Here is an 18,924-nt window from a genome sequence, read left to right on the forward strand (position 1 = left end):
CAACAATGGGAGCGCCCCGGCCTGTCGCGCTATTCGTGCGCCAGCGCGCGATGAACGCACCAATCATGGGTAAACCCTTAGTTTTGATGCCTTCCCCGCAAAATGGCCTCATCCACCGGGGCAAACCCGAATTTCGCCCCATAAGCGCGCACATACGTCCGTCTATCGCGCATAGTGCGCATTACACCTCTTGGTTCGCCTCATTTCACCCTTTAAGCTTGCGCTACCCACCTCGCTTCCACCTTGCGGAACAGACGGCAACAAGTAGAGCAACAGGCAACACGGACACCACCATGATCGACGGCAAGACCATCCTCATCGCGCATATCGGCTACCCCACCGAGTCCTTCAAGGCGCCGATGATCTACAACCCCTGGTTCGCGCAGCGCGGCATCAATGCCGTCGTGGTGCCCATGGGCCTGAAAGCCGAGCACTTCGCCGATGGCTTGCGCGCGCTGTTCCGGCTGACCAACCTGCGCGGCGCGCTTATCACCATGCCGCACAAGGTTTCCACCATGGCGCTGGTGGATGCGCTCACCCCGACGGCCCGCATCGCCGGCGCCTGCAACGCGGTACTGCTGCGCGACGACGGCACCCTGCTCGGCGATCAGTTCGATGGCGCGGGCTTCGTGCGCGGCATCCAGCGCAAAGGCTGCCAGCTGCAGGGTGCCAGCGTGCTGGTGTCCGGCTGCGGCGGCGTGGGTTCGGCCATTGCCGCGTCGCTGGCCGGCGCCGGGGTGGCGCGGCTAGGCCTGTTCGATGCGCGCGACGCCTCGGCGCAGGCACTGGCCGCGCGGCTGCAGGCGCACTACCCGCAATTGCAGGTCGGCACCGGCTCGAACGATCCTGCCGGCTACCAGCTGGTGGTCAATGCCACGCCGCTGGGCATGAACGAGGCCGATCCCCTGCCCTTCGACGTCAGCCGCATCGACCCGCAAGCCTGGGTGGGCGAGGTCGTGATGAAGACGGAGTACACGCCTTTGCTGCGCGCGGCGCTGGAGCGCGGCTGCCAGGTCCAGGTGGGCACCGACATGCTGTTCGAGATGATTCCCGCCTATCTTGAATTCTTTGGTTTTGGCACGGCCACGGCCGAGGAACTGCGCGCCGTTGCCAGGATCGCCTATTGAGTGTTTGCCATCCGTGCGGTTTTCACTGCAAATTCAACGGCTTAACTGCTTAACTGCTTAACTGCTTAACTGCTTAAAGTCAAAGGCGGTTTCACCTCCCCTGCGGGGAGGCGACCTACTTTCTTGTCTTGCCAAGAAAGTAGGCAAAGAAGGCGCGCCGGATGGGGCGACTACCCCCTCGGGCTTCGGCGAAAAGAGCGGCCGGGACCCAAACTCGCATCGCCTTGAGGCGATACTCAGACATGGGTCCCTCTTTTCCGCTCTTTTCGCCGAATCCCGAGGCGCCCCATACGGCCTAGGTACACCCTGACGGCTCGCTTCGCATCGCGCTTGGGTGTTTTCCGCCCCTTCGGGCGGGAAACACGGCTACCACAGTTGGTTGGTCTTGCCGCTGGTTGGCTCCCCTCTCCCACTTGTGGGAGGGGCCGGGGGAGAGGGAGCAGACTGGGAGCAGCCGTCGTCGTAGCGTATGGCTTTGGCCTGTTCGGCGGCTTCGGCCTGTGCATTGGATTTGTCAGGCTGGCGTGCCCGCCAGTTTCGCGGCGATGAACTGCAACGCCAGCCCGTACCCCTGGGTGCCGAACCCCGCCATCACCGCCTCCGCGATATCCGACAGGTAGGAGTGATGGCGGAACGCCTCGCGCTTGTGGACATTCGAGATATGTACCTCGACGAAGGGAATGGCGACCCCGGCAAACGCGTCGCGGATCGCCACGCTGGTGTGGGTGAAGGCGCCCGGATTGATCAGGATAAAGCTGACGCCTTCGGTGCGCGCTGCGTGGATGCGATCGACGATGGCGCCCTCATGGTTGCTCTGGAAGCAGGCCAGGGACAAACCCAGCTGGCCGGCCTGCTGGCGCAGGCTGCCCTCGACATCGGCGAGCGTGGTCGAGCCATAGATCTGCGGCTCGCGCGTGCCCAGCAGGTTCAGGTTGGGCCCGTTCAGGACGAGTACGGATTTCATGGTGGTTCCTCTGGTTTCCTCTGATGGGTCTGGTTGATTGCTGCCGGCCGGTTGCCGCCGGCTTGAAGACGCCCGGCTCAGGCGTCCACCGTCTCGACAATGCGCCCGCTGCGCGCAGCTTCGGCGATGGCTTCGGTCACGCGCAGATTCTGCAGCCCGTCATGCACGGTGACAAGCGGCGCGGCGGCGCCGCGGATCACGTCGCAGAAATGCGCGAGCTGGCGCGCGAGCGGATCCTCGCGCGTGAGCTCGACCACGCTGGCCTGGAAGGGCCTGAACCACGAGCGGTCCTGGTCTTGCGCATAGGTCTTGAGCCGCATGGTTGGCACCGCGAGCGAGCCGCGCGTGCCGGCGATCACATAGCAATCCTCGTCCGGATAGCTGGCATAGTCCGCGTTCTCCCGCGAAGTCTGCTCCCAACTGCGCGCCGAAGCCGCGCTATCGGACAGCATGAACGTGCCGAGCGCGCCATTGGCAAAGCGCAGGTTGATCGCCACCGTGTCCTCGACCGGAAACTGCCGCGCGGCGTTCGACGCCATCGCCTGCACCGCCACGATCTCGCCGCACAAGGCCCGCAGGTTGCCGATCTCGTGAATCATGTTGATCAGGATCGGCCCGCCGCCAGGCTGGCGGCGCCACGGCGCCGCCGCGAAGTAGTCATCGGGCTTGCAGAACATCGCCGTGCCAACCACCGCCACGGGCGTGCCCAGCACGCCTTGCTGCACGATTTCGCGCGCGCGGGCCAGCAGCGGGCTGTGCGCGCGGTGATGTCCTACCAGCAGCTTTGCAGTGGCCGCCTCGGCTGCCCGGCGCAAGCGCATGCCCTCCTCCAGGCTGTGCGCCACGGGCTTCTCAATCAGCGCCGGAACGCCCGCGCGCAAGCAGGCCAGCGCGTCTGCCACATGCAGCTTGTTTGGCGTGGCGAGGATCATGCCATCGAGCCGTTGCGCTGCAAGGAGTGCATCTAGCGAAGCGTACAAGGGCACGCCCGTAGCGCGCGCCACCTCGGCCGCGGCCGATGCGGGGTCGGCAATGGCGGCCAGCTCGCAGGCCGGGCTGGCCTGCACCAGTTCCATATGGCGGCGGCCAATCAGGCCGGCGCCGGCAATGCCGATTCTGAGCTTTGTCATTTGCTGTGCTGGTGAGGGATGACCGTGGGGTGAGCCCCCGGGGTGAGCCCCGTATCCGGCCGCCTGGACAGGGGCCATCAGCACAGCGTACTGTTATACGTCGATACGATAATCAGGCGTCATGGAAAGTCACAATGTCCCATTGGCGAACAATGATCCCTTCCTCCGGGATCTGCGCCTGTTCTGCACCGTGGCCCGGCGCGCCAGCTTTAGCGCCGGCGCCAACGAGATGGGCCTGTCCGCCGCGCATGTGAGCAAGCGCATCGCCACCCTCGAGGCCATGCTCGGCGTCAAATTGTTCCACCGCACCACGCGCCGTGTCAGCGTGAGCGCCGACGGTGAAGCGGCCTTCCTGTGGGCGCAGAAGATCCTGGATGACGTCGAGAGCATGCTGGAAGCGGTTGGCGGCGCAAGCGCGGAGCCACGGGGCCTGCTGCGCATCAGCACCAGCTTGCGGCTCGGGCGCGACCACCTCTGCCCGGCGCTGTCCCTGCTGCGCCAGCGCCATCCCGCGCTCGAAGTCTGGCTGGAACTGCTGGACCGCCGCGTCGACCTGATCGCCGAGAACTTCGACCTCGACATCCGCGTGGGCGAAGTCCAGGAACCCCACCTGATCGCCCACAAGATCGCCCCGGGCAGCCGCATCCTCTGCGCCGCGCCCTCCTACCTGGTCCGGCACGGCCAGCCCCGGACTCTCGCAGAACTGGCACAGCACGACTGCCTGCCCTTTCGCGACCGCGACCAGCGCTTCGGGGTATGGCGCATGGCCGGGCCCAGCGGCACGGAAACCGTCAAGATCACCGGGCCCACGGCCTCCAACCACAGCGATATCGTGCGCCAGTGGGCGCACGAAGGCTACGGCATCATCATGGCTTCGATATGGGACGTGGCCAGCAGCATCCGCAGCGGCGCACTGGTGCGCGTGCTGCCCGCGTACCACCAGCCGGCCGACGTATGGGCGGTGACCACCGCGCGCGCCTCAAGCTCGGCCAAGATGCGGGCCTGCATCGATTTCCTCAAGGTGCAGCTCACGCAAGGACCACACGCGCTGGCAACCAGCCTGGAAGCCGGAGCAGCGTAGCGTGCCGCACGTCGGAAACGGGCGTGAACTGACACCAACCAGCGCCGCATGACCTAAAAATCACTTTTATGATGAAGCAGACAACCCCGGTGAGGCTGCCACGCTCCTGAGACGGGCGTGGGATCCGACCGCTCCTTGCAACGGATTGGGGGTGCCATCCCGCTGGTAGAAACCCGGCTTTTGCGCGTATATCGCGCAGTCTGCGCGAATAGCGCGCAGATTGCGAGAATTCGCCTTGTCGACGATCAAGGGATCGCTTAATTTCCAGCCAACAATGATTGGAGACGAAATTGGCTACTACCCTCAATGACCGTGACCTGCACGGCAAGCGCCAGACCAAGAAGGCGACCGCGAGCGGCTGGATCGGCTCGGCACTCGAATACTACGATTTCTTCATCTATGCGACGGCAGCGTCGCTGCTCTTCCCCCAGATTTTCTTCCCCTCGGGCAACCCCAAGGTCGCCATCGTTGCTTCGCTGGCAACCTACGGTGTCGGCTATATCGCCCGCCCCATCGGCGCCCTCTTCCTGGGCCACTGGGGCGACACCCACGGGCGCAAGAACGTGCTGGTGCTGTGCATGTTCCTGATGGGCTTTTCGACCGTGGCAGTCGGCCTGCTGCCGACCTACAGCCAGGTTGGCATGCTCGCCCCGGTGCTCCTGGTTATCCTTCGCCTGATCCAGGGCTTCGCGGTCGCCGGTGAAATCTCCGGCGCCAGCTCGATGATCCTGGAGCACGCGCCGTTCGGGCGCCGCGGCTACTACGCCAGCTTCACGCTCCAGGGCGTGCAGGCCGGCCAGATCCTGGCCGCCGCAGTCTTCCTGCCGCTTGCCTACTACATGCCGTCGGACGCGTTCAATGCCTGGGGCTGGCGCATTCCGTTCCTGCTGAGCGCCGTCGTGCTGGTGGCCGGCTTCATCATCCGCCGTGAAGTCTCCGAGACGCCGGCGTTTGCCAAGGAAGCCAAGGCTGGCGAAGTGGTGCGTTCGCCCATCATCGAAGCCTTCAAGTTCAGCTGGCGCGACATGATCCGCGTGGTGTGCATGGCCCTGATGAACGTGATCCCGGTGGTAGCCACGATCTTCGGCGCAGCCTACGCGGTGCAGCCGGCGTACGGCATCGGCTTCGACAAGAGCCTTTACCTGTGGATTCCTGTGGCAGGAAATATCCTCGCAGTGCTGGTCATTCCGATTGTCGGCAACCTGTCCGACAAGTTCGGCCGCAAGCCGCCGATCGTCATTGGCGCGCTTAGCTCCGGGTTGCTTTCCTTCCTCTATCTCTACGCCATCAGCATCCATAACGTGCCGCTTGCCATCGTGGCATCGCTGCTGATGTGGGGCATCGTCTACCAGGGCTACAACGCGATTTTCCCGAGCTTCTTCCCCGAGTTGTTCCCGACACGCTCGCGCGTGTCGGCCATGGCCATCGCGCAGAATATCGGCACCGCCGTCACCGCCTTGCTTCCCGCGCTGTTCGCCACCGTGGCACCTCCGGGATCGGCCAATATCCCGCTGACGATCGGCGCGATTACCTTCGCCGTGACGATCGTTGCAGCCCTGGCGGCCCTGAGTGCCCGGGAAACCCACCGCATCCGCATGAGCGAACTCGGCGAGCCCGACGCCGCGCCCATGGACAAGCAGGACTATGACCGGCTGCGCGCCGAGGCCATGGGCGAGACAAAGGTGGCCCGGGCAGCCGCCTGAGCGCACCACAGCCTGGCTAGGGAGCACAGAGCAGCCGGTCCGCCGCGGACCAGCGCTCTCTGAGGCCAGGTTCTACCTCCGTCGCCCGCCACCGATATGCACTTGTTGGCGATATCGGCGATATCGGTGCTATCACGGCCCTGTCACGCTCCTTTCACCTGATGTCAGTGCGATCGCACGCACCGAGGGGGGCCCATTTCCCTGAAAGCGCTGAAACACAAAAGCGCAATCGAATGAAATCGAATTGAATCGAATTACCAAGCCCACGTTTTAAAAAAATCAATATCAATATTGATATCCACATGAAAAGTATCTGGAGGAGTATCGACATGAACAAGAAAGCCGCCGCCCTGCTCGTTCTGGGGAGCGCCGCCCTGCCCGCATTCGCCCAGCAATCCAGCGTCACCCTGTATGGTCTTGTCGACACCACCATCCGCTACAGCACCCACGCGAACGCCGCCGGCAACAGCAAGTGGGAAATGACCGATGGCGAACTCACCGGCAGCCGCTGGGGCCTGCGCGGCACCGAAGATCTCGGCAACAACCTGAAGGCCTTTTACATCCTCGAATCGGGTTTCAGCCCGGATACCGGCAGCAGCCAGCAAGGCGGCCGCCTGTTCGGGCGCACCGCGGTGATCGGCCTGGACGGCGATTTCGGCAAGCTTGCGCTGGGCCGGCAATACACGCTCGCCCACGAAATCCTGTCCTCCTACGAGGCCATGGCCTTCGCCAACAACTCCATCGTCGGCTACCAGGGCGGCAACTACACCGGCCTGCGCTACGACAACACCATCAAGTACATCAAATCGTTCGGCGGGCTGCAGGCGGCGGCGGCCTATACCTTCGGCGAGGTCGCGGGCAGCATCAAGGCCAGCAACGCCAGTGCCGGCTCGCTGGTCTACAGCACCGGGCCCATCGAGGTTGGCGCTGTCTACCAGGTCACGCACGATGTCTCCTCCGCCTTCTTCGGCGCCGTGCCGGCCGCGCAGGCCAGCAAGCAAACCGTGTGGGGCCTGGGGGGTACCTGGAAAGCGTCGCGCGCGCAGTATTACCTGGGCTATACCAACAACCGCCTGGATGTGGCCGACTACCGCAGCAACGTGGGCTATATCGGCACGCGCGTGAATATCACCGAAGCCCTCAGCTTGATCGGCACCTTCCAGTACGACTGGCTCAAGCATGCCGGCGAGAGCGGCAAGCGCATGACCACCGCCGGCATGCTGGACTACAACTTCAGCAAGCGCACGGACGTCTATGTGGCAGTGGATTACACCCACCTGAGCGGCGCCTGGATCCCGCTGAACAGCTCGCCAAACTTCAACAACAGCGGCAATATGTTCGGCAACACGACCCGGCTGGGCTTCATGGCCGGCCTGCGGCACAAGTTCTGAGGCGCATAGCCGGACATAGACAGGCAAGCAGATAGGCCGGCAAGAATACAGACAAGAATACAGACAAGACTCGCATGTTAAATATCCTGGCGATCATCGCGCCGATCTACATCCTCATTCTGATCGGATTCGCGACGACCCGCGCCGGGCTGTTTGCCAAGGCCGACATGCGCGTGTTCGGGAAGTTCGTGATCAACCTGGCATTGCCGGCGCTGCTATTGCGCGCGCTGTCGCAACGCCAGGTTGGCGAGATTCTCAACGTCAGCTACCTGCTTGCCTATTGCATCGGATCGTGGGCGGTGATCGGCCTGGGCTATGCCTGGTGCCGCCGCGTCAGCCGGCTGAATCCGGCCACCAGCGCGTTCTATGCGATGGGCATGTCGTGCTCGAACAGCGGGTTCATCGGCTATCCCATCCTCCTGTTGACGCTGGCGCCGGTAGCGGGCGTTTCGCTCGCGCTCAACATGGTGGTGGAAAACCTGCTGGTGATTCCTTTCCTGCTCTTCATGGCGGAGCGCAAACCGGGCAGCACGGGCGGGTGGCAAACGTTAGGCAAAGCGCTGGCCCGGCTGATCTGCAACCCGCTGATCCTTGGCTTGCTCGCGGGGCTGGCGGTGTCGGTGCTTGGCTTGACATTGCCCGCGCCGGTCACGCGTACCGTCGATACGCTGGCAACCGCCTGCAGTGCGCTCTCCCTGTTTGTCATCGGCGGCACGCTGGTCGGACTGCCCATGGGCGGGCTCGGCTCGCGGATTGTGCCCATTGTCGTGGGCAAGCTGGTGCTGCATCCGTTGTGCGTATTGCTGGCGATCACGATGCTGCCGATGCTCGGGCTGCCTGAGATCGACCGCTCGCTTAGCGCAGCGGCCGTGCTGATGGCGGCCATGCCCATGATGGGCATCTACGCCACCCTGGGCCAGGCCTACGGGCAGGAGGATTTCAGCGCTGTGACCTTGCTGATCACAACCATCGCTTCCTTCTTCACGCTGAGCGCGTTGCTCTTTTTGCTCGGTGCATTTCACGCGCTCCCCTGACAGGCTTGCCGGGCGCGGCGAGTCTCACAATACCCGCATGATCGAGATCGCCGTATCCTGCAGCACCCGCAGCACCCGCTCCAGCGCCTGCTCCGCGCTCTCGTCCCCGATCTGCATATTCACGCTGAGCGCGGCGATCACCTTCCCATGGCGATCCCGCAGCGGCACCGCCACCCCCCGCACGCCGATCTGCAACTGCTGCTCGACCAAGGCATAACCCTGGGCGCCGGCACGGCGGATTTCCGCCATCAGCCGATCCTGCTGCATGATTGTGTACGGCGTGTAAGGCGTGAGCACGCAGCCTTCCAGCCAGGCCTTGACCTTATCCTCCGGCTCGGACGCCAGCATCATCACGCCGGCTGACGCCAGCGGCGCCGGCACGCGCGCGCCTAGCACGAAGCCTGTGTTCATCACCCGGCTGGTGCCGGTGCGGCAGATAAACACCAGTTCCCAGTCGTCCAGCACGCTCAGGTAAGCCGGCTCGCCAACGGCGGCGGTGATCTGCTGCAGGAAAGGCTGCACGGTGCGCGGCAGGCGCGCGGAGTCGAAGTACGACCACCCGACCTTGAGCACGCGCGGGGTGAGGCTGAACAAGGTGCCATCGCTGGTGGTGTAGCCCAGATGCTCCAGCGTGAGCAGGTAACGCCGCGCCGCGGTGCGCGTGAGACCGGTGAGCTGGGCCGCCTGCGTGGGTGTCAGGCGTGGGTGGTCGTTATCGAATGCCTCCAGGATGGCCAGGCCCTTCTCCAGCCCGGCAATCCAGTCCCGACGGCTCAATGGTTCTTTATCCATAGCGAAAACCCTAATCCCGAGCGCCAGTCGCTCGCATACGCGCGATTGTCGCACGCCTACGCGCGAATTGCGCTTGTTGTCACCTACGATCAGTCCTAATCTTGCCCTACACGAAGCACGCAGGATCTGACATGGACACCACAATCTGGCGCCACCCGAAATCAATCGCCACCGTATCGCTCTCCGGGACGCTTCCTGAAAAACTTGAGGCCGCCGCCGCGGCCGGCTTCGATGGGGTCGAGATCTTCGAGAACGACCTGCTGAACTTCGACGGCTCGCCAGCCGACGTGCGCCGCATCGCGGCCGACCTCGGCCTGGCCATCATGCTGTACCAGCCCTTGCGCGATTTCGAGGCCATGCCGGATGCGATCCGCGAGCGCAACATGGCACGGGCTGAGCGCAAGTTCGACGTGATGGAAGAGCTCGGCGCGCGCATGGTGCTGGTCTGCAGCAATGTGCAAGAGATCGCCATCGACGATCCCGCGCGCGCGGCGGCCGACCTGCGCGCCATGGCCGAGGCTGCGGCGAAACGCGGACTGTCGGTAGCCTACGAGGCGCTGGCCTGGGGCCGACACACCCGGCGCTGGCGCCAGGCGTGGGAAATCGTGCGGCAGGCCGACCACCCCGCGCTGGGCCTGGTGCTGGATAGCTTTCACACGCTTGCGCTTGGCGACACGCTCGAAGGCATCGGCGAAGTGCCAGCGCAAAAGCTCTTCTTCATGCAACTGGCCGACGCGCCGCGAATGAGCATGGACGTGCTGTCGTGGAGCCGGCATTACCGCAATTTCCCCGGGCAGGGCGATCTGGCCGTCACCGAGTTTGCGCGCGCGGCAATGGACGCGGGCTATCGCGGACCGCTCTCGCTGGAGATCTTCAATGACGAATTCCGCGCGGCGCCCGCGCGCCTGACCGCGCTCGATGGGCTGCGCTCGCTGATCTGGCTCGAGTCCGAGGCGGGCGGCCCGCCCCTGCCGGCGCCGCCGCGCTTCGGCGGCGTGGACTTCCTGGAGTTCGCGGTGGACTACGTGACCGGGCGCGAGCTGGGCGCGCGCCTGCGCTCGCTGGGCTTTGGCCATGCGGGCCGCCACCGCTCCAAGGCGGTGGAGCTGTACCGGCAGGGCGGCGTCAACATCATCCTCAATGCCGAGCAGGACAGCGCCGCGGCCGAGCACTTCCAGCTGCACGGCCCCTCCGTGTGCGCGCTGGGCCTGAAGGTGGACGATGCCCAACGCGCCGTCACGCGTGCCCGGACCCTGTTGTGCAAGGAGTGGCGCGAGCGCATCGGCCCGCACGAGCGCCGCATTCCGGCATTGCGCGCGCCCGACGGCATGCTGTTCTACCTGATCGACGAACAGGGATCGGACCGCAGCATCTACGAAAGCGACTTCGTGCTGGAACCTGGCGGCGCCGACAGCGCGGGCGCGGGGCTGATGGCCATCGACCATATCGCCCAGGCGCTGCCGCCGCACAGGCTCGACAGCTTCGTGCTGTTCTACAAGACGGTGTTCGGCCTGCAGGCGCAGGCGCTGCACGAAATCGCCGATCCCTATGGGCTGGTCAAGAGCCGCGCCATGGTCAGCGCGGAACAGAGCCTGCGGATTCCGCTCAATGTCTCGGAAAGCAGCCGCACCGCAACCGGCCGGTTCATCACCGCCTACGCGGGCTCGGGCATCCACCACATCGCATTCCGTACGCCGGATCTGTGCGCGACGCTGGCGCAAGTCGCGCCAGCCGAGGCCGCCATGCTCCACGTGCCGGACAACTACTACGACGATGTCGGCGCCCGGCTCGGGCTGGACGATGCGGCACTAGAACGCCTGAGGCAACACCAGTTGCTATACGACCGGGATGGCGGTGGTGAATTCCTGCACGCGTACACCGAGCCCTTCCACGACCGCTTCTTCTTCGAGCTGGTGCAGCGCGATGGCTACCTAGGCTTCGGCGCGGCCAACGCCTCGCTGCGCATGGCCGCGCAAGCCCTGGCCAGCCGCAACCGCCAGGGTCGTCCGGCCTGAAGCCGCCAGCGTCATCCCTTATTGGAGCCTCACATTGGAGCCTCACATGCAAGATCCCTGCATCATCTCAGTCGCCATCACGGGCTCGGTGCCCCGCAAGAAAGACAATCCCGCCATCCCGATCTCGGTCGCCGAGCAGATCGAGAGCACGCACCAGAGCTTCGAGGCAGGCGCCACGCTGGTGCATCTGCATGTGCGCGACGAAGCCGGCAATTCCAGCTCGGACCCGGCGCGCTTCGCCGAGCTGCAGGAGGGCATCCGCAAGCATTGCCCGGGCATGATCGTGCAGTTCTCCACCGGCGGGCGCGGACGCGCCATGGAGCAGCGCGGCGCCATGCTCGACCTGCGCCCGGACATGGCCTCGCTGGCCACGGGCTCGGTCAACTTCCCCACCACCGTCTACGAGAACCCGCCCGACTTCGTACGCGCGCTGGCCAAGGCCATGCGCGACTACCACATCAAGCCCGAAATCGAGATCTTCGACCTGGCGATGCTCTACAACACGGCGGACCTGGTCAAGGAGGGCTTGCTGCTGCCACCGGTGCATGTGCAATTTGTGTTCGGCATCAAGAATGCGCTGCCGGCGCGCAAGGACATCCTCGAATTCCAGGTGGCGCAACTGGGCAAGGTACTGCCCGGCGCGACCTGGACCGCGGCGGGCATTGGCCGGCACCAGCTGGAGGTCAATCACTGGACGCTCCAGCTCGGCGGCCACTGCCGCACCGGCCTGGAAGACAATGTGCGCTGGGACAAGGACACACTGGCCGCCAGCAACGCGCAGTTGGTGGGCCGGGTGGCGGCGCTGTGCGCGCAGTACGGCCGCGCCGTGGCCACGCCGCAAGAGGCCCGCCAGCTGCTCGGCCTGGCATGAGCTTTTTACCGCCCCCGTTTTGATCGCCACGCATCTCGTGCTACCGTAGAGAAGACCGGATCCGGAGCCGAAAACGGCTCAACGCAAACTTGGATTTCGATAACCTCTTCTTCGTGGGCTTCATGGGCGCCGGCAAGACCACCATCGGCAGGACGGTGGCGCGCCGGCTCGGGCTGCCTTTTTTCGATTCCGACCACGAAATCGAGGCGCGTTGCGGCGTGCGGATACCCACCATCTTCGAGCTGGAAGGCGAGGAAGGCTTTCGCGAACGCGAAAGCCGGGTGCTGGATGAGCTCAGCCAGCGCCGCGGCATCGTGATGGCCACCGGCGGCGGCGCCGTGCTGCGCCCGGAAAACCGCGAGATGCTGCGCTCGCGCGGCTGCGTGATCTACCTGTGCGCCTCGCCCGCCGAGCTGTGGCACCGCACGCGGCGCAACCGCAACCGCCCTTTGCTGCAGGTCGCCAACCCGCGCGCCACGCTGGAAGCGCTGTTCCAGGTGCGCGACCCGCTGTATCGCGAGACCGCGCACCTGATCATGCCCCCGCATGGCGACAGCGTGGCGAATGCCGCCGGCCGCGTGCTGGAGCGCCTGGGCTTGAGCGAGCGGGTTCTGCCGCCTCCGGTCGATCCCTGAAGCCGCCCCTGGTGCCGCGTGCCGGCAACAGCACTATTGCCCATTACCGCCGCCTCATTGCTGCATGCCCCAGCGGCGCACGGTCACACGCTCCAGCGTCCTGAACACCAGGTTCTCCACCAGCAGGCCGATCAGGATCACCATGGCCAGGCCGGCGAAGACGCGGTCGGTGTACAGCTCATTGCGGTTCTGGAAGATGTACCAGCCCAGCCCGCCCTTGCCCGACGATGCGCCAAACACCAGCTCCGCCGCGATCAGCGTGCGCCAGGCAAAGGCCCAGCCTATCTTCAGCCCGGACAGGATGGCCGGCAGCGCGGCGGGCACCAGGATCAGCAGCACATAGCGCAGCCCACGCAGGCCATAGTTGCGCCCGGCCATGCGCAAGGTGGCCGGCACCCCGCGAAAACCCGCATAGGTATTGAGCGCCAGCGGCCAAAGCACCGAATGGATCAGCACGAACACCAGGCTCTTGCTGCCAAGGCCAAACCACAGCAGTGCCAGCGGCAGCAGCGCGATGGCCGGCAGCGGGTTGAACATGGAGGTGAGCGTGTCCAGCACGTCGCGCCCCAGTTCGGTGGACACCGCCAGCGTGGTCAGCACGAAGGCCAGCACGATGCCGCCGGCATAGCCTTGCAACAGCACCGACATGGAGATGCCGGCCTTGGTCAGCAGCTCGCCATTGCCGATGCCTTCGGCAAAGGCGCGTGCGGTGGCGAGAAAGCTCGGCAACAGCAGGTCGTTGTCCTGCACGCGCGCGATGATTTCCCACAGGCAGGCCAGCACCACCAGGATCAGCGCCTTGCGCAGCCAGCCCTGCTGCCACAGGCGTTGCGGCCAGGGCAAGGCGCGCGCCACCGGCAAGGCAGTGAAGGGCTCGAGCTTGCACTCGTATTCGGCGCGGACCACCGTGGTGGCGGAAAAAGATGTCGTGCTCGTGTGCGTGCTCGTCATGGTCGATCCTGGCAGGGACTCAGCGCGCCTGCGCGGTGCGCGCCGGCGACGGCGCCGGGTGCGGCGCTTCGTCGAACAGCAGATGGTGGATGCGTTGCGCGGTCGCCTGGAACTCCGCCCCGCCCTGGCTGGCCAGGTCGAACTGGTGGCTGTTGAGCTCGGCGCGCACGCGTCCCGGATGCGGCGACAGCAGCAGGATGCGGCTGCCCACCACCAGCGCCTCTTCGATCGAATGCGTGACAAACAGCAGCGTGAAGGCGGCGTCGTGCCACAGCGCCAGCAACTCCTCCTGCATGCGCCGGCGCGTAAGCGCATCCAGCGCGGCAAAGGGCTCGTCCATCAGTAGCACCTTGGGGCGCATCGCCAGCGCGCGGGCAATCGCCACGCGCTGCTTCATGCCGCCCGACAGGGTATGCGGATAGGCATCGGCAAAGTTGGCCAGCCCCACCTTGCCGAGGAAATGCGACGCGCATTCGGACGCCTCGCGGCGCGACATGCCGCGCGACTGCATGAGCGGGAACATCACGTTCTGCCGCACCGTCTTCCAGGGCGGCAACTGGTCGAACTCCTGGAACACCACGATGCGGTCGGCGCCGGGCGCGCTGACAGGCGCGCCCTCGATCCGGATCTCGCCCTCGCACGGCGCAACGAAGCCCGCCACGGCCTTGAGCAAGGTCGACTTGCCGCAGCCCGATGGGCCGAGCAGCACAAAGCGATCGGCCGCATGGACGTCGAAGCTGACCTGATGGGTGGCGCGCACCACGCGCTCGGGGGTGCGGTATTCCAGCGAGACGCCGTCGACCTGCAACAGCGGCGCGGGGGCAGCGCGCGCGGAAACCACGCGTAGCGGGGAAGGTTGCGCGGTCATGTCAGCTGCCCTGCGCGGTGACCGGATCCTGGAAGAAATAATCCTGCCAGGATTTTGGCTGGTTGCGGATGGCGCCCACCCGGTGCATGAACTCGGCCAGCGCAAAGGTGTTCTGCGGCGCGACCTTGAACTGCACCTGCGGGTTCTTCAGGATCTTGACCAGCAGCGCGCGATCGATCTTGGCCTTGTTGACGCGAATATACAGATCGGCGGCGGCTTCCGGATTGGCGGTGGCGAACCTGGCCGCCTCGGCCAGTGCATCGACAAAGGCGCGGTAGGTCTTGGGGTTGTCGTTGCGGAATTTCTCGGTGGCATAGAGCACCGTGGCCGAGCTGGGGCCGCCCAGCACGTCATACGAGTTCAGCACGATGCGCGCATTGGGATTGCCGGCCAGCTCCTGCTCCTGGAACGGCGGGTTGCCGAAATGGCCGCTGATCTCGGTACCACCGGCGATGATGGCCGCAGCCGCATCGGGATGCGGCACCGCCACCGTCCACTTGTCCAGCCGGTTGAACTCCTTGTCGCCCCATTGCTTGGCCGCAGCCAGTTGCAGCACGCGCGACTGCACCGAGACCGATACCGCGGGCAGCGCGATGCGGTCCTTGTCGGTGAAGTCGGCGATGGTCTTGACCTTGGGATTGTTGCTGACCAGGTAGTAAGGGAAATTGCCCAGCGATGCCACGCCCTTCACGTTCTGCTTGCCGTGCGTGCGGTCCCACACCGTCAGCAAGGGGCCCACGCCCGCGCCGGCGATATCGATGGCGCCGGACAGCAGCGCATCGTTGACGGCGGCGCCGCCGGAGAGCTGGGTCCATTCCACCTTGACGTCCACGCCCTGCTGCTTGCCTTGCTTCTCGATCAGTTGCTGGTCGCGCGCCACGTTGAGCAGCAGGTAGACCACGCCGAATTGCTCGGCGATGCGGATCTTCCCTTCCGCGTGGGCCGCGCCCGTGGCCGCCATGCCGGCGGCGAGCGTCAGCGCGACGACGCCACGCGGCCAGCGGGCGGAGAAAAGACGGGAACGTAGCAGGGACATGCGGGACTCCGGTGGATATTGCGGATACTGCGGATACTGCGGATACGGTGGATACGGTGGATACGGTGAATTCGATAGAGCGCAGGGCGGGCCAAGCCACCCCGCCGCGCGCGACGCATGCCGCTCAGGCGGGCAGATCGCCTTCGATGGTCGTGCGGTACATCACGCGGCGCATGGCCTGCGGGCAGCCTGCTGCCAGATGCAACAGCGAGCGGTTGTCCCAGAACACCAGGTCATGCTCCTGCCAGGCGTGGCGGTAGATATGCTCGGGCTTGACGCTATGCGCGAACAGCTGCGCCAGCAGGTCGCGGCTTTCGTCTTCGGGCAGCCCCTTGATGCGCGTGGTGAAATGCTCGCTGACGAACAGCGCGCGCCGGCCGGTCTCCGGGTGCGTGCGCACCACCGGCTGCAGCACGGGGGCCACCTGCGCGATCTGCTCGGGCGTCAGGTTGGGACGCCATGGGCTGCGCTGTTGCAGCTCGGCGTATTTGGCCAGGTAGGTGTGCTCGGCTTTGAGCCCATCCACCTTCGCCTTGAGATGCGCGGGCAGCGTTTCCCAGGCCAGGTGCATGTTGGCGAACAAGGTGTCGCCGCCCTCGGCCGGCAATTCCTGGGCATGCAGCAGCGAGCCCAGGCTGGGCTTTTCCTTGTACGAGAGATCGGAATGCCAGAAATGCCCGGCATCGCCCAGCCCGATCGGCTTGCCGTCCTTGAGCACGTTGGAGACGATCAGGATCTCGGGGTGGTTGGCAAGCTGGAACTGGTGCAGCACATGGATCTGCAGCGGGCCAAAGCGGCGGCTGAACGCGATCTGCTGCGCTGGCGTAATGCGCTGATCACGGAAGACCACCACGTGGTAGTCCAGATGCGCGCGGTGGATGCGGGCGAAGTCTTCCGCGGACAGCGGCTCGGCCAGGTCCAGGCCAACGATCTCGGCGCCCAGCGGCGCATCAAAGGGGCGGATCTCGAACCGGGCGCTGCCGGCGAAAGCAGCGGGCGCGGTGGCACGGGAAGTTGAGGCCGGGTGGGTTCCAATCGTCATGACAGGCTCTTAGGCGGGGGACCGAAAGTGCGTAGCGAAACGCGCGCGGCACCGCACCTGGCTGCTCAAGGCAATAGGCAGGCCCGCACCGCTTGTTCTTAAGCTTTGCACTGTAGTGACCTCGGATTGGAGCGGTCAACGAATGTAATCGCTGCCGCTTATTCGCTTATCGCATATGGGCGTCTCGCGTGATTTCAGCGTAGTCTCAACGTGCCGGTGCGCCACAGCTGCGGCGGCACGGCACGTTCGCCGTATCGGGCCGCGCGTCCGCGACGAAGCCATCGCGATTCGGCATGCGCACCTGCGGCAACGTGCGCGCATCCAGCACGGCATCCACCGGCACGATGCCGTTCAGGTGCAGCAGATACGCGGTGACGGCATAGACCTCATCCGCCTTGAGGCTCTGCGGCGCGTTGTATGGCATGGCCCGGTTGATGAAATCGAACACCGTCGTCGCATACGGCCAGAAGCTGCCGATGGTCTTCAACGGCGCCTTGGCATTCACGCCACCGCCCTTCAGGCTGCCGTGCCCGCCGACCAGCGCATCGGCCGGCTTGCCTTCTCCTTTCAAGCCGTGGCATGCGGCGCACTGGTTCTCGTAGACCTGCTTGCCAAGTGTCACGCTGCCGCTGCCTGGCGGCAGCCCGGCGCCATCTGGCGTGACATCGATGTTCCAGGCGGCGAGATCGCGCTCGCTGGCCAGCAAGCCAATGCCGTAGGTTTGCGCCTGTGCCTGCGCGCAGACCGCGGCCATCGCCAGCGCGGCGGCGGCAATGTGGGTACGGTGGGATTCAAGCGCGCGCATTGGCAATGCTCCCGTCGGCGCTGACGCGCCAGGCTTGTATGGCGTTGTAGTGATAGGTGGACTCATAGCCTCGCGCGGCCACCAACTGGTCCGGCAAGGGCTGCACATTGCCCGCCTCGTCGATGGCGCGGCTTTGCAGCACGGCCGGGCCGCCCTCCCAGCGCCATGGCAGGCGAAAGCGCGTGAGCGCGCGGTCCAGCACGGGATCCTGCAACTGCGCCTCGCGCCAGTTGCGCCCGCCATCCACCGACACCTCCACGCGCCGGATGCGGCCGTAGCCAGACCAGGCGAGGCCGGAGATTTCGTAAAAGCCCTTGTCGCGCAGCCGGTGGTCCGGCGCGGGAAAGGTGATCACGGACTTCACGTCCATCATGAAGGTGAACTGGCGCGCGCTGCCGTCCGGCAATGAGTCCGTGTACTTGGATGTCTCTTCGCGCGTCATGAAGGGCGCGCGGCCGAGCTTGAGCCGGCGCAGCCACTTGATGCTCATATTGCCCTCGAAGCCCGGCAGGAACAGCCGCAGCGGGTAGCCGTGCTCGGGCCGCAGCATCTCGCCGTTCTGCGCGTAGACCAGCAGCGCGTCTTCCATCGCCTTGGCCATCGGCACGCTGCGCGTCATGGTGGCGGAATCAGCGCCCTCGGCCAGCAGCCAGGCGGCTTCGGGGCGCACGCCCACCTCCTCCAGCACGACGGAAAGGGGCACGCCCGTCCATTCGCAGCACGACAGCAAGCCGTGGCTGATCTGCACCGAAGTGGCGCTGGGCGCGCGCCATTCGCGCCCGGTATTGCCTGAGCACTCCAGGAAGTGGATGCGCGAGACCGATGGCAAGCGCACCAGGTCGTCCATGGTGAAGATCCGCGGGCGCTCCACCAGGCCATGCACAGCGAGGCGGTGCTGCGCCGGATTGATCTGCGGGATGCCGGCGTGGTGGCGCTCGAACACCAGGCCCGTGGGCGTGATGATGCCGCGCAGATCCTGCAGCGGCGTCATGGAGGAGTTCGCGCCGGGCATCGGCGCAGGGCCGCGGTTGCGCCGGATCACGTTCTTCTCGAACGCGGAGGGCTGGCCGTAGGCGTGCCACAGCACCGGCTCGCCGGGCGTGCGGGTCCAGGGCGGCACCGTCAGTACTTCGGCCCGCGCGGGGGCGGGCGCACCGGCGGCGAGCGCCACGCCACCCAGACCCGCGCCCTGGCGCAGGAAGCGGCGCCGGCCGGGCTGCGGCTGCCCGTTCCTTTCGTTGTTGCTGGTCATTGGCTCAGCCCTTGTGCGTTCGGCACATAGCGAAAATGGCGCACTCTATGCCAGCGCGCCGCCTCACGGAACGAAGGAAAGCGCATGCCCATATGCGTTGCCGCGTCGCCATCGCCATCTGTGGTGCATATGCGCGCAGGCCATATCCAAAAGCAGAAACATTCGTTCTGCTGTGCCGATGGCGCCGCGTATCTTGAGAGCCGTTGGTGGAATTCTCCCCACGAGCA

17 protein-coding genes are annotated in these 18,924 nt (G+C 65.6%); 8 read left to right on the forward strand and 9 right to left on the reverse strand.

Going from position 1 to position 18,924, the window contains the following annotated elements:
• Positions 1-293 precede the first annotated feature (293 nt).
• Positions 294-1,127 (forward strand): shikimate dehydrogenase family protein, encoded by an 834-nt coding sequence (locus AC1Q7Q_RS13520; protein ID WP_492376772.1) that lies wholly within the window; start codon positions 294-296, stop codon positions 1,125-1,127.
• Positions 1,128-1,641: 514 nt separating this feature from the next.
• Here the strand turns inward: AC1Q7Q_RS13520 and aroQ are convergent.
• Both aroQ and AC1Q7Q_RS13530 read right to left on the reverse strand, forming a co-directional pair.
• Positions 1,642-2,091 carry a type II 3-dehydroquinate dehydratase gene (gene aroQ, locus AC1Q7Q_RS13525; RefSeq protein ID WP_492375142.1) on the reverse strand — a complete coding sequence of 150 codons (450 nt, stop codon included), beginning with the start codon at positions 2,089-2,091 and terminating at the stop codon, positions 1,642-1,644.
• Positions 2,092-2,168: 77 nt separating this feature from the next.
• A complete protein-coding gene (locus tag AC1Q7Q_RS13530; protein WP_492375141.1) occupies positions 2,169-3,221 on the reverse strand; it encodes a Gfo/Idh/MocA family protein in 1,053 nt (350 codons plus the stop codon).
• A gap of 121 nt (positions 3,222-3,342) precedes the next feature.
• Here AC1Q7Q_RS13530 and AC1Q7Q_RS13535 point away from each other — a divergent pair, with 121 nt between their 5' ends.
• The 4 genes from AC1Q7Q_RS13535 (at position 3,343) to AC1Q7Q_RS13550 (ending at position 8,430) form a co-directional block, all read left to right on the forward strand.
• Positions 3,343-4,302: a LysR family transcriptional regulator gene (locus tag AC1Q7Q_RS13535; RefSeq protein ID WP_492375140.1), complete on the forward strand. Its 960-nt coding sequence runs from the start codon at positions 3,343-3,345 to the stop codon at positions 4,300-4,302.
• A gap of 290 nt (positions 4,303-4,592) precedes the next feature.
• Positions 4,593-6,005: an MFS transporter gene (locus tag AC1Q7Q_RS13540; protein ID WP_492375139.1), complete on the forward strand. Its 1,413-nt coding sequence runs from the start codon at positions 4,593-4,595 to the stop codon at positions 6,003-6,005.
• 329 nt (positions 6,006-6,334) lie between these two features.
• A complete protein-coding gene (locus tag AC1Q7Q_RS13545; RefSeq protein WP_492375138.1) occupies positions 6,335-7,396 on the forward strand; it encodes a porin in 1,062 nt (353 codons plus the stop codon).
• 74 nt (positions 7,397-7,470) lie between these two features.
• Positions 7,471-8,430: an AEC family transporter gene (locus tag AC1Q7Q_RS13550; protein ID WP_492375137.1), complete on the forward strand. Its 960-nt coding sequence runs from the start codon at positions 7,471-7,473 to the stop codon at positions 8,428-8,430.
• Between the two features lie 24 nt (positions 8,431-8,454).
• Here the strand turns inward: AC1Q7Q_RS13550 and AC1Q7Q_RS13555 are convergent, their stop codons facing one another.
• On the reverse strand, positions 8,455-9,222 hold the full coding sequence (locus AC1Q7Q_RS13555; RefSeq protein WP_309404875.1) for an IclR family transcriptional regulator domain-containing protein: 768 nt from the start codon (positions 9,220-9,222) through the stop codon (positions 8,455-8,457).
• Between the two features lie 131 nt (positions 9,223-9,353).
• Between AC1Q7Q_RS13555 and AC1Q7Q_RS13560 the strand changes: the two genes are divergently transcribed.
• The 3 genes from AC1Q7Q_RS13560 to AC1Q7Q_RS13570 all read left to right on the forward strand — a co-directional run bounded on the left by AC1Q7Q_RS13560 (position 9,354) and on the right by AC1Q7Q_RS13570 (position 12,743).
• A complete protein-coding gene (locus tag AC1Q7Q_RS13560; protein ID WP_492375136.1) occupies positions 9,354-11,237 on the forward strand; it encodes a bifunctional sugar phosphate isomerase/epimerase/4-hydroxyphenylpyruvate dioxygenase family protein in 1,884 nt (627 codons plus the stop codon).
• 46 nt (positions 11,238-11,283) lie between these two features.
• Entirely contained in the window at positions 11,284-12,108 is an 825-nt protein-coding gene (locus AC1Q7Q_RS13565) for a 3-oxoadipate:acetyl-CoA acetyltransferase (protein WP_492375135.1), read from the forward strand.
• Between the two features lie 89 nt (positions 12,109-12,197).
• Entirely contained in the window at positions 12,198-12,743 is a 546-nt protein-coding gene (locus AC1Q7Q_RS13570; protein ID WP_150987212.1) for a shikimate kinase, read from the forward strand.
• 54 nt (positions 12,744-12,797) lie between these two features.
• Here AC1Q7Q_RS13570 and AC1Q7Q_RS13575 read toward each other — a convergent pair whose 3' ends face one another.
• The 6 genes from AC1Q7Q_RS13575 to soxC all read right to left on the reverse strand — a co-directional run bounded on the left by AC1Q7Q_RS13575 (position 12,798) and on the right by soxC (position 18,697).
• Positions 12,798-13,694 carry an ABC transporter permease gene (locus AC1Q7Q_RS13575; RefSeq protein WP_492375134.1) on the reverse strand — a complete coding sequence of 299 codons (897 nt, stop codon included), beginning with the start codon at positions 13,692-13,694 and terminating at the stop codon, positions 12,798-12,800.
• Positions 13,695-13,713: 19 nt separating this feature from the next.
• A complete protein-coding gene (locus AC1Q7Q_RS13580) occupies positions 13,714-14,562 on the reverse strand; it encodes an ABC transporter ATP-binding protein (RefSeq protein WP_492375133.1) in 849 nt (282 codons plus the stop codon).
• Position 14,563: 1 nt separating this feature from the next.
• On the reverse strand, positions 14,564-15,598 hold the full coding sequence (locus AC1Q7Q_RS13585; RefSeq protein WP_370563885.1) for an ABC transporter substrate-binding protein: 1,035 nt from the start codon (positions 15,596-15,598) through the stop codon (positions 14,564-14,566).
• Positions 15,599-15,722: 124 nt separating this feature from the next.
• Positions 15,723-16,640: a TauD/TfdA dioxygenase family protein gene (locus tag AC1Q7Q_RS13590; protein WP_492375132.1), complete on the reverse strand. Its 918-nt coding sequence runs from the start codon at positions 16,638-16,640 to the stop codon at positions 15,723-15,725.
• Positions 16,641-16,845: 205 nt separating this feature from the next.
• Positions 16,846-17,445, reverse strand: coding sequence for a c-type cytochrome (locus AC1Q7Q_RS13595; RefSeq protein ID WP_492375131.1), 600 nt, complete (start codon positions 17,443-17,445; stop codon positions 16,846-16,848).
• Positions 17,432-18,697: a sulfite dehydrogenase gene (gene soxC, locus AC1Q7Q_RS13600; protein WP_492375130.1), complete on the reverse strand. Its 1,266-nt coding sequence runs from the start codon at positions 18,695-18,697 to the stop codon at positions 17,432-17,434. Before soxC ends, AC1Q7Q_RS13595 begins: the two co-directional genes overlap by 14 nt.
• Positions 18,698-18,924: the final 227 nt, after the last annotated feature.

The organism is Cupriavidus sp. GW823-FHT07A04 (genome assembly GCF_058794615.1).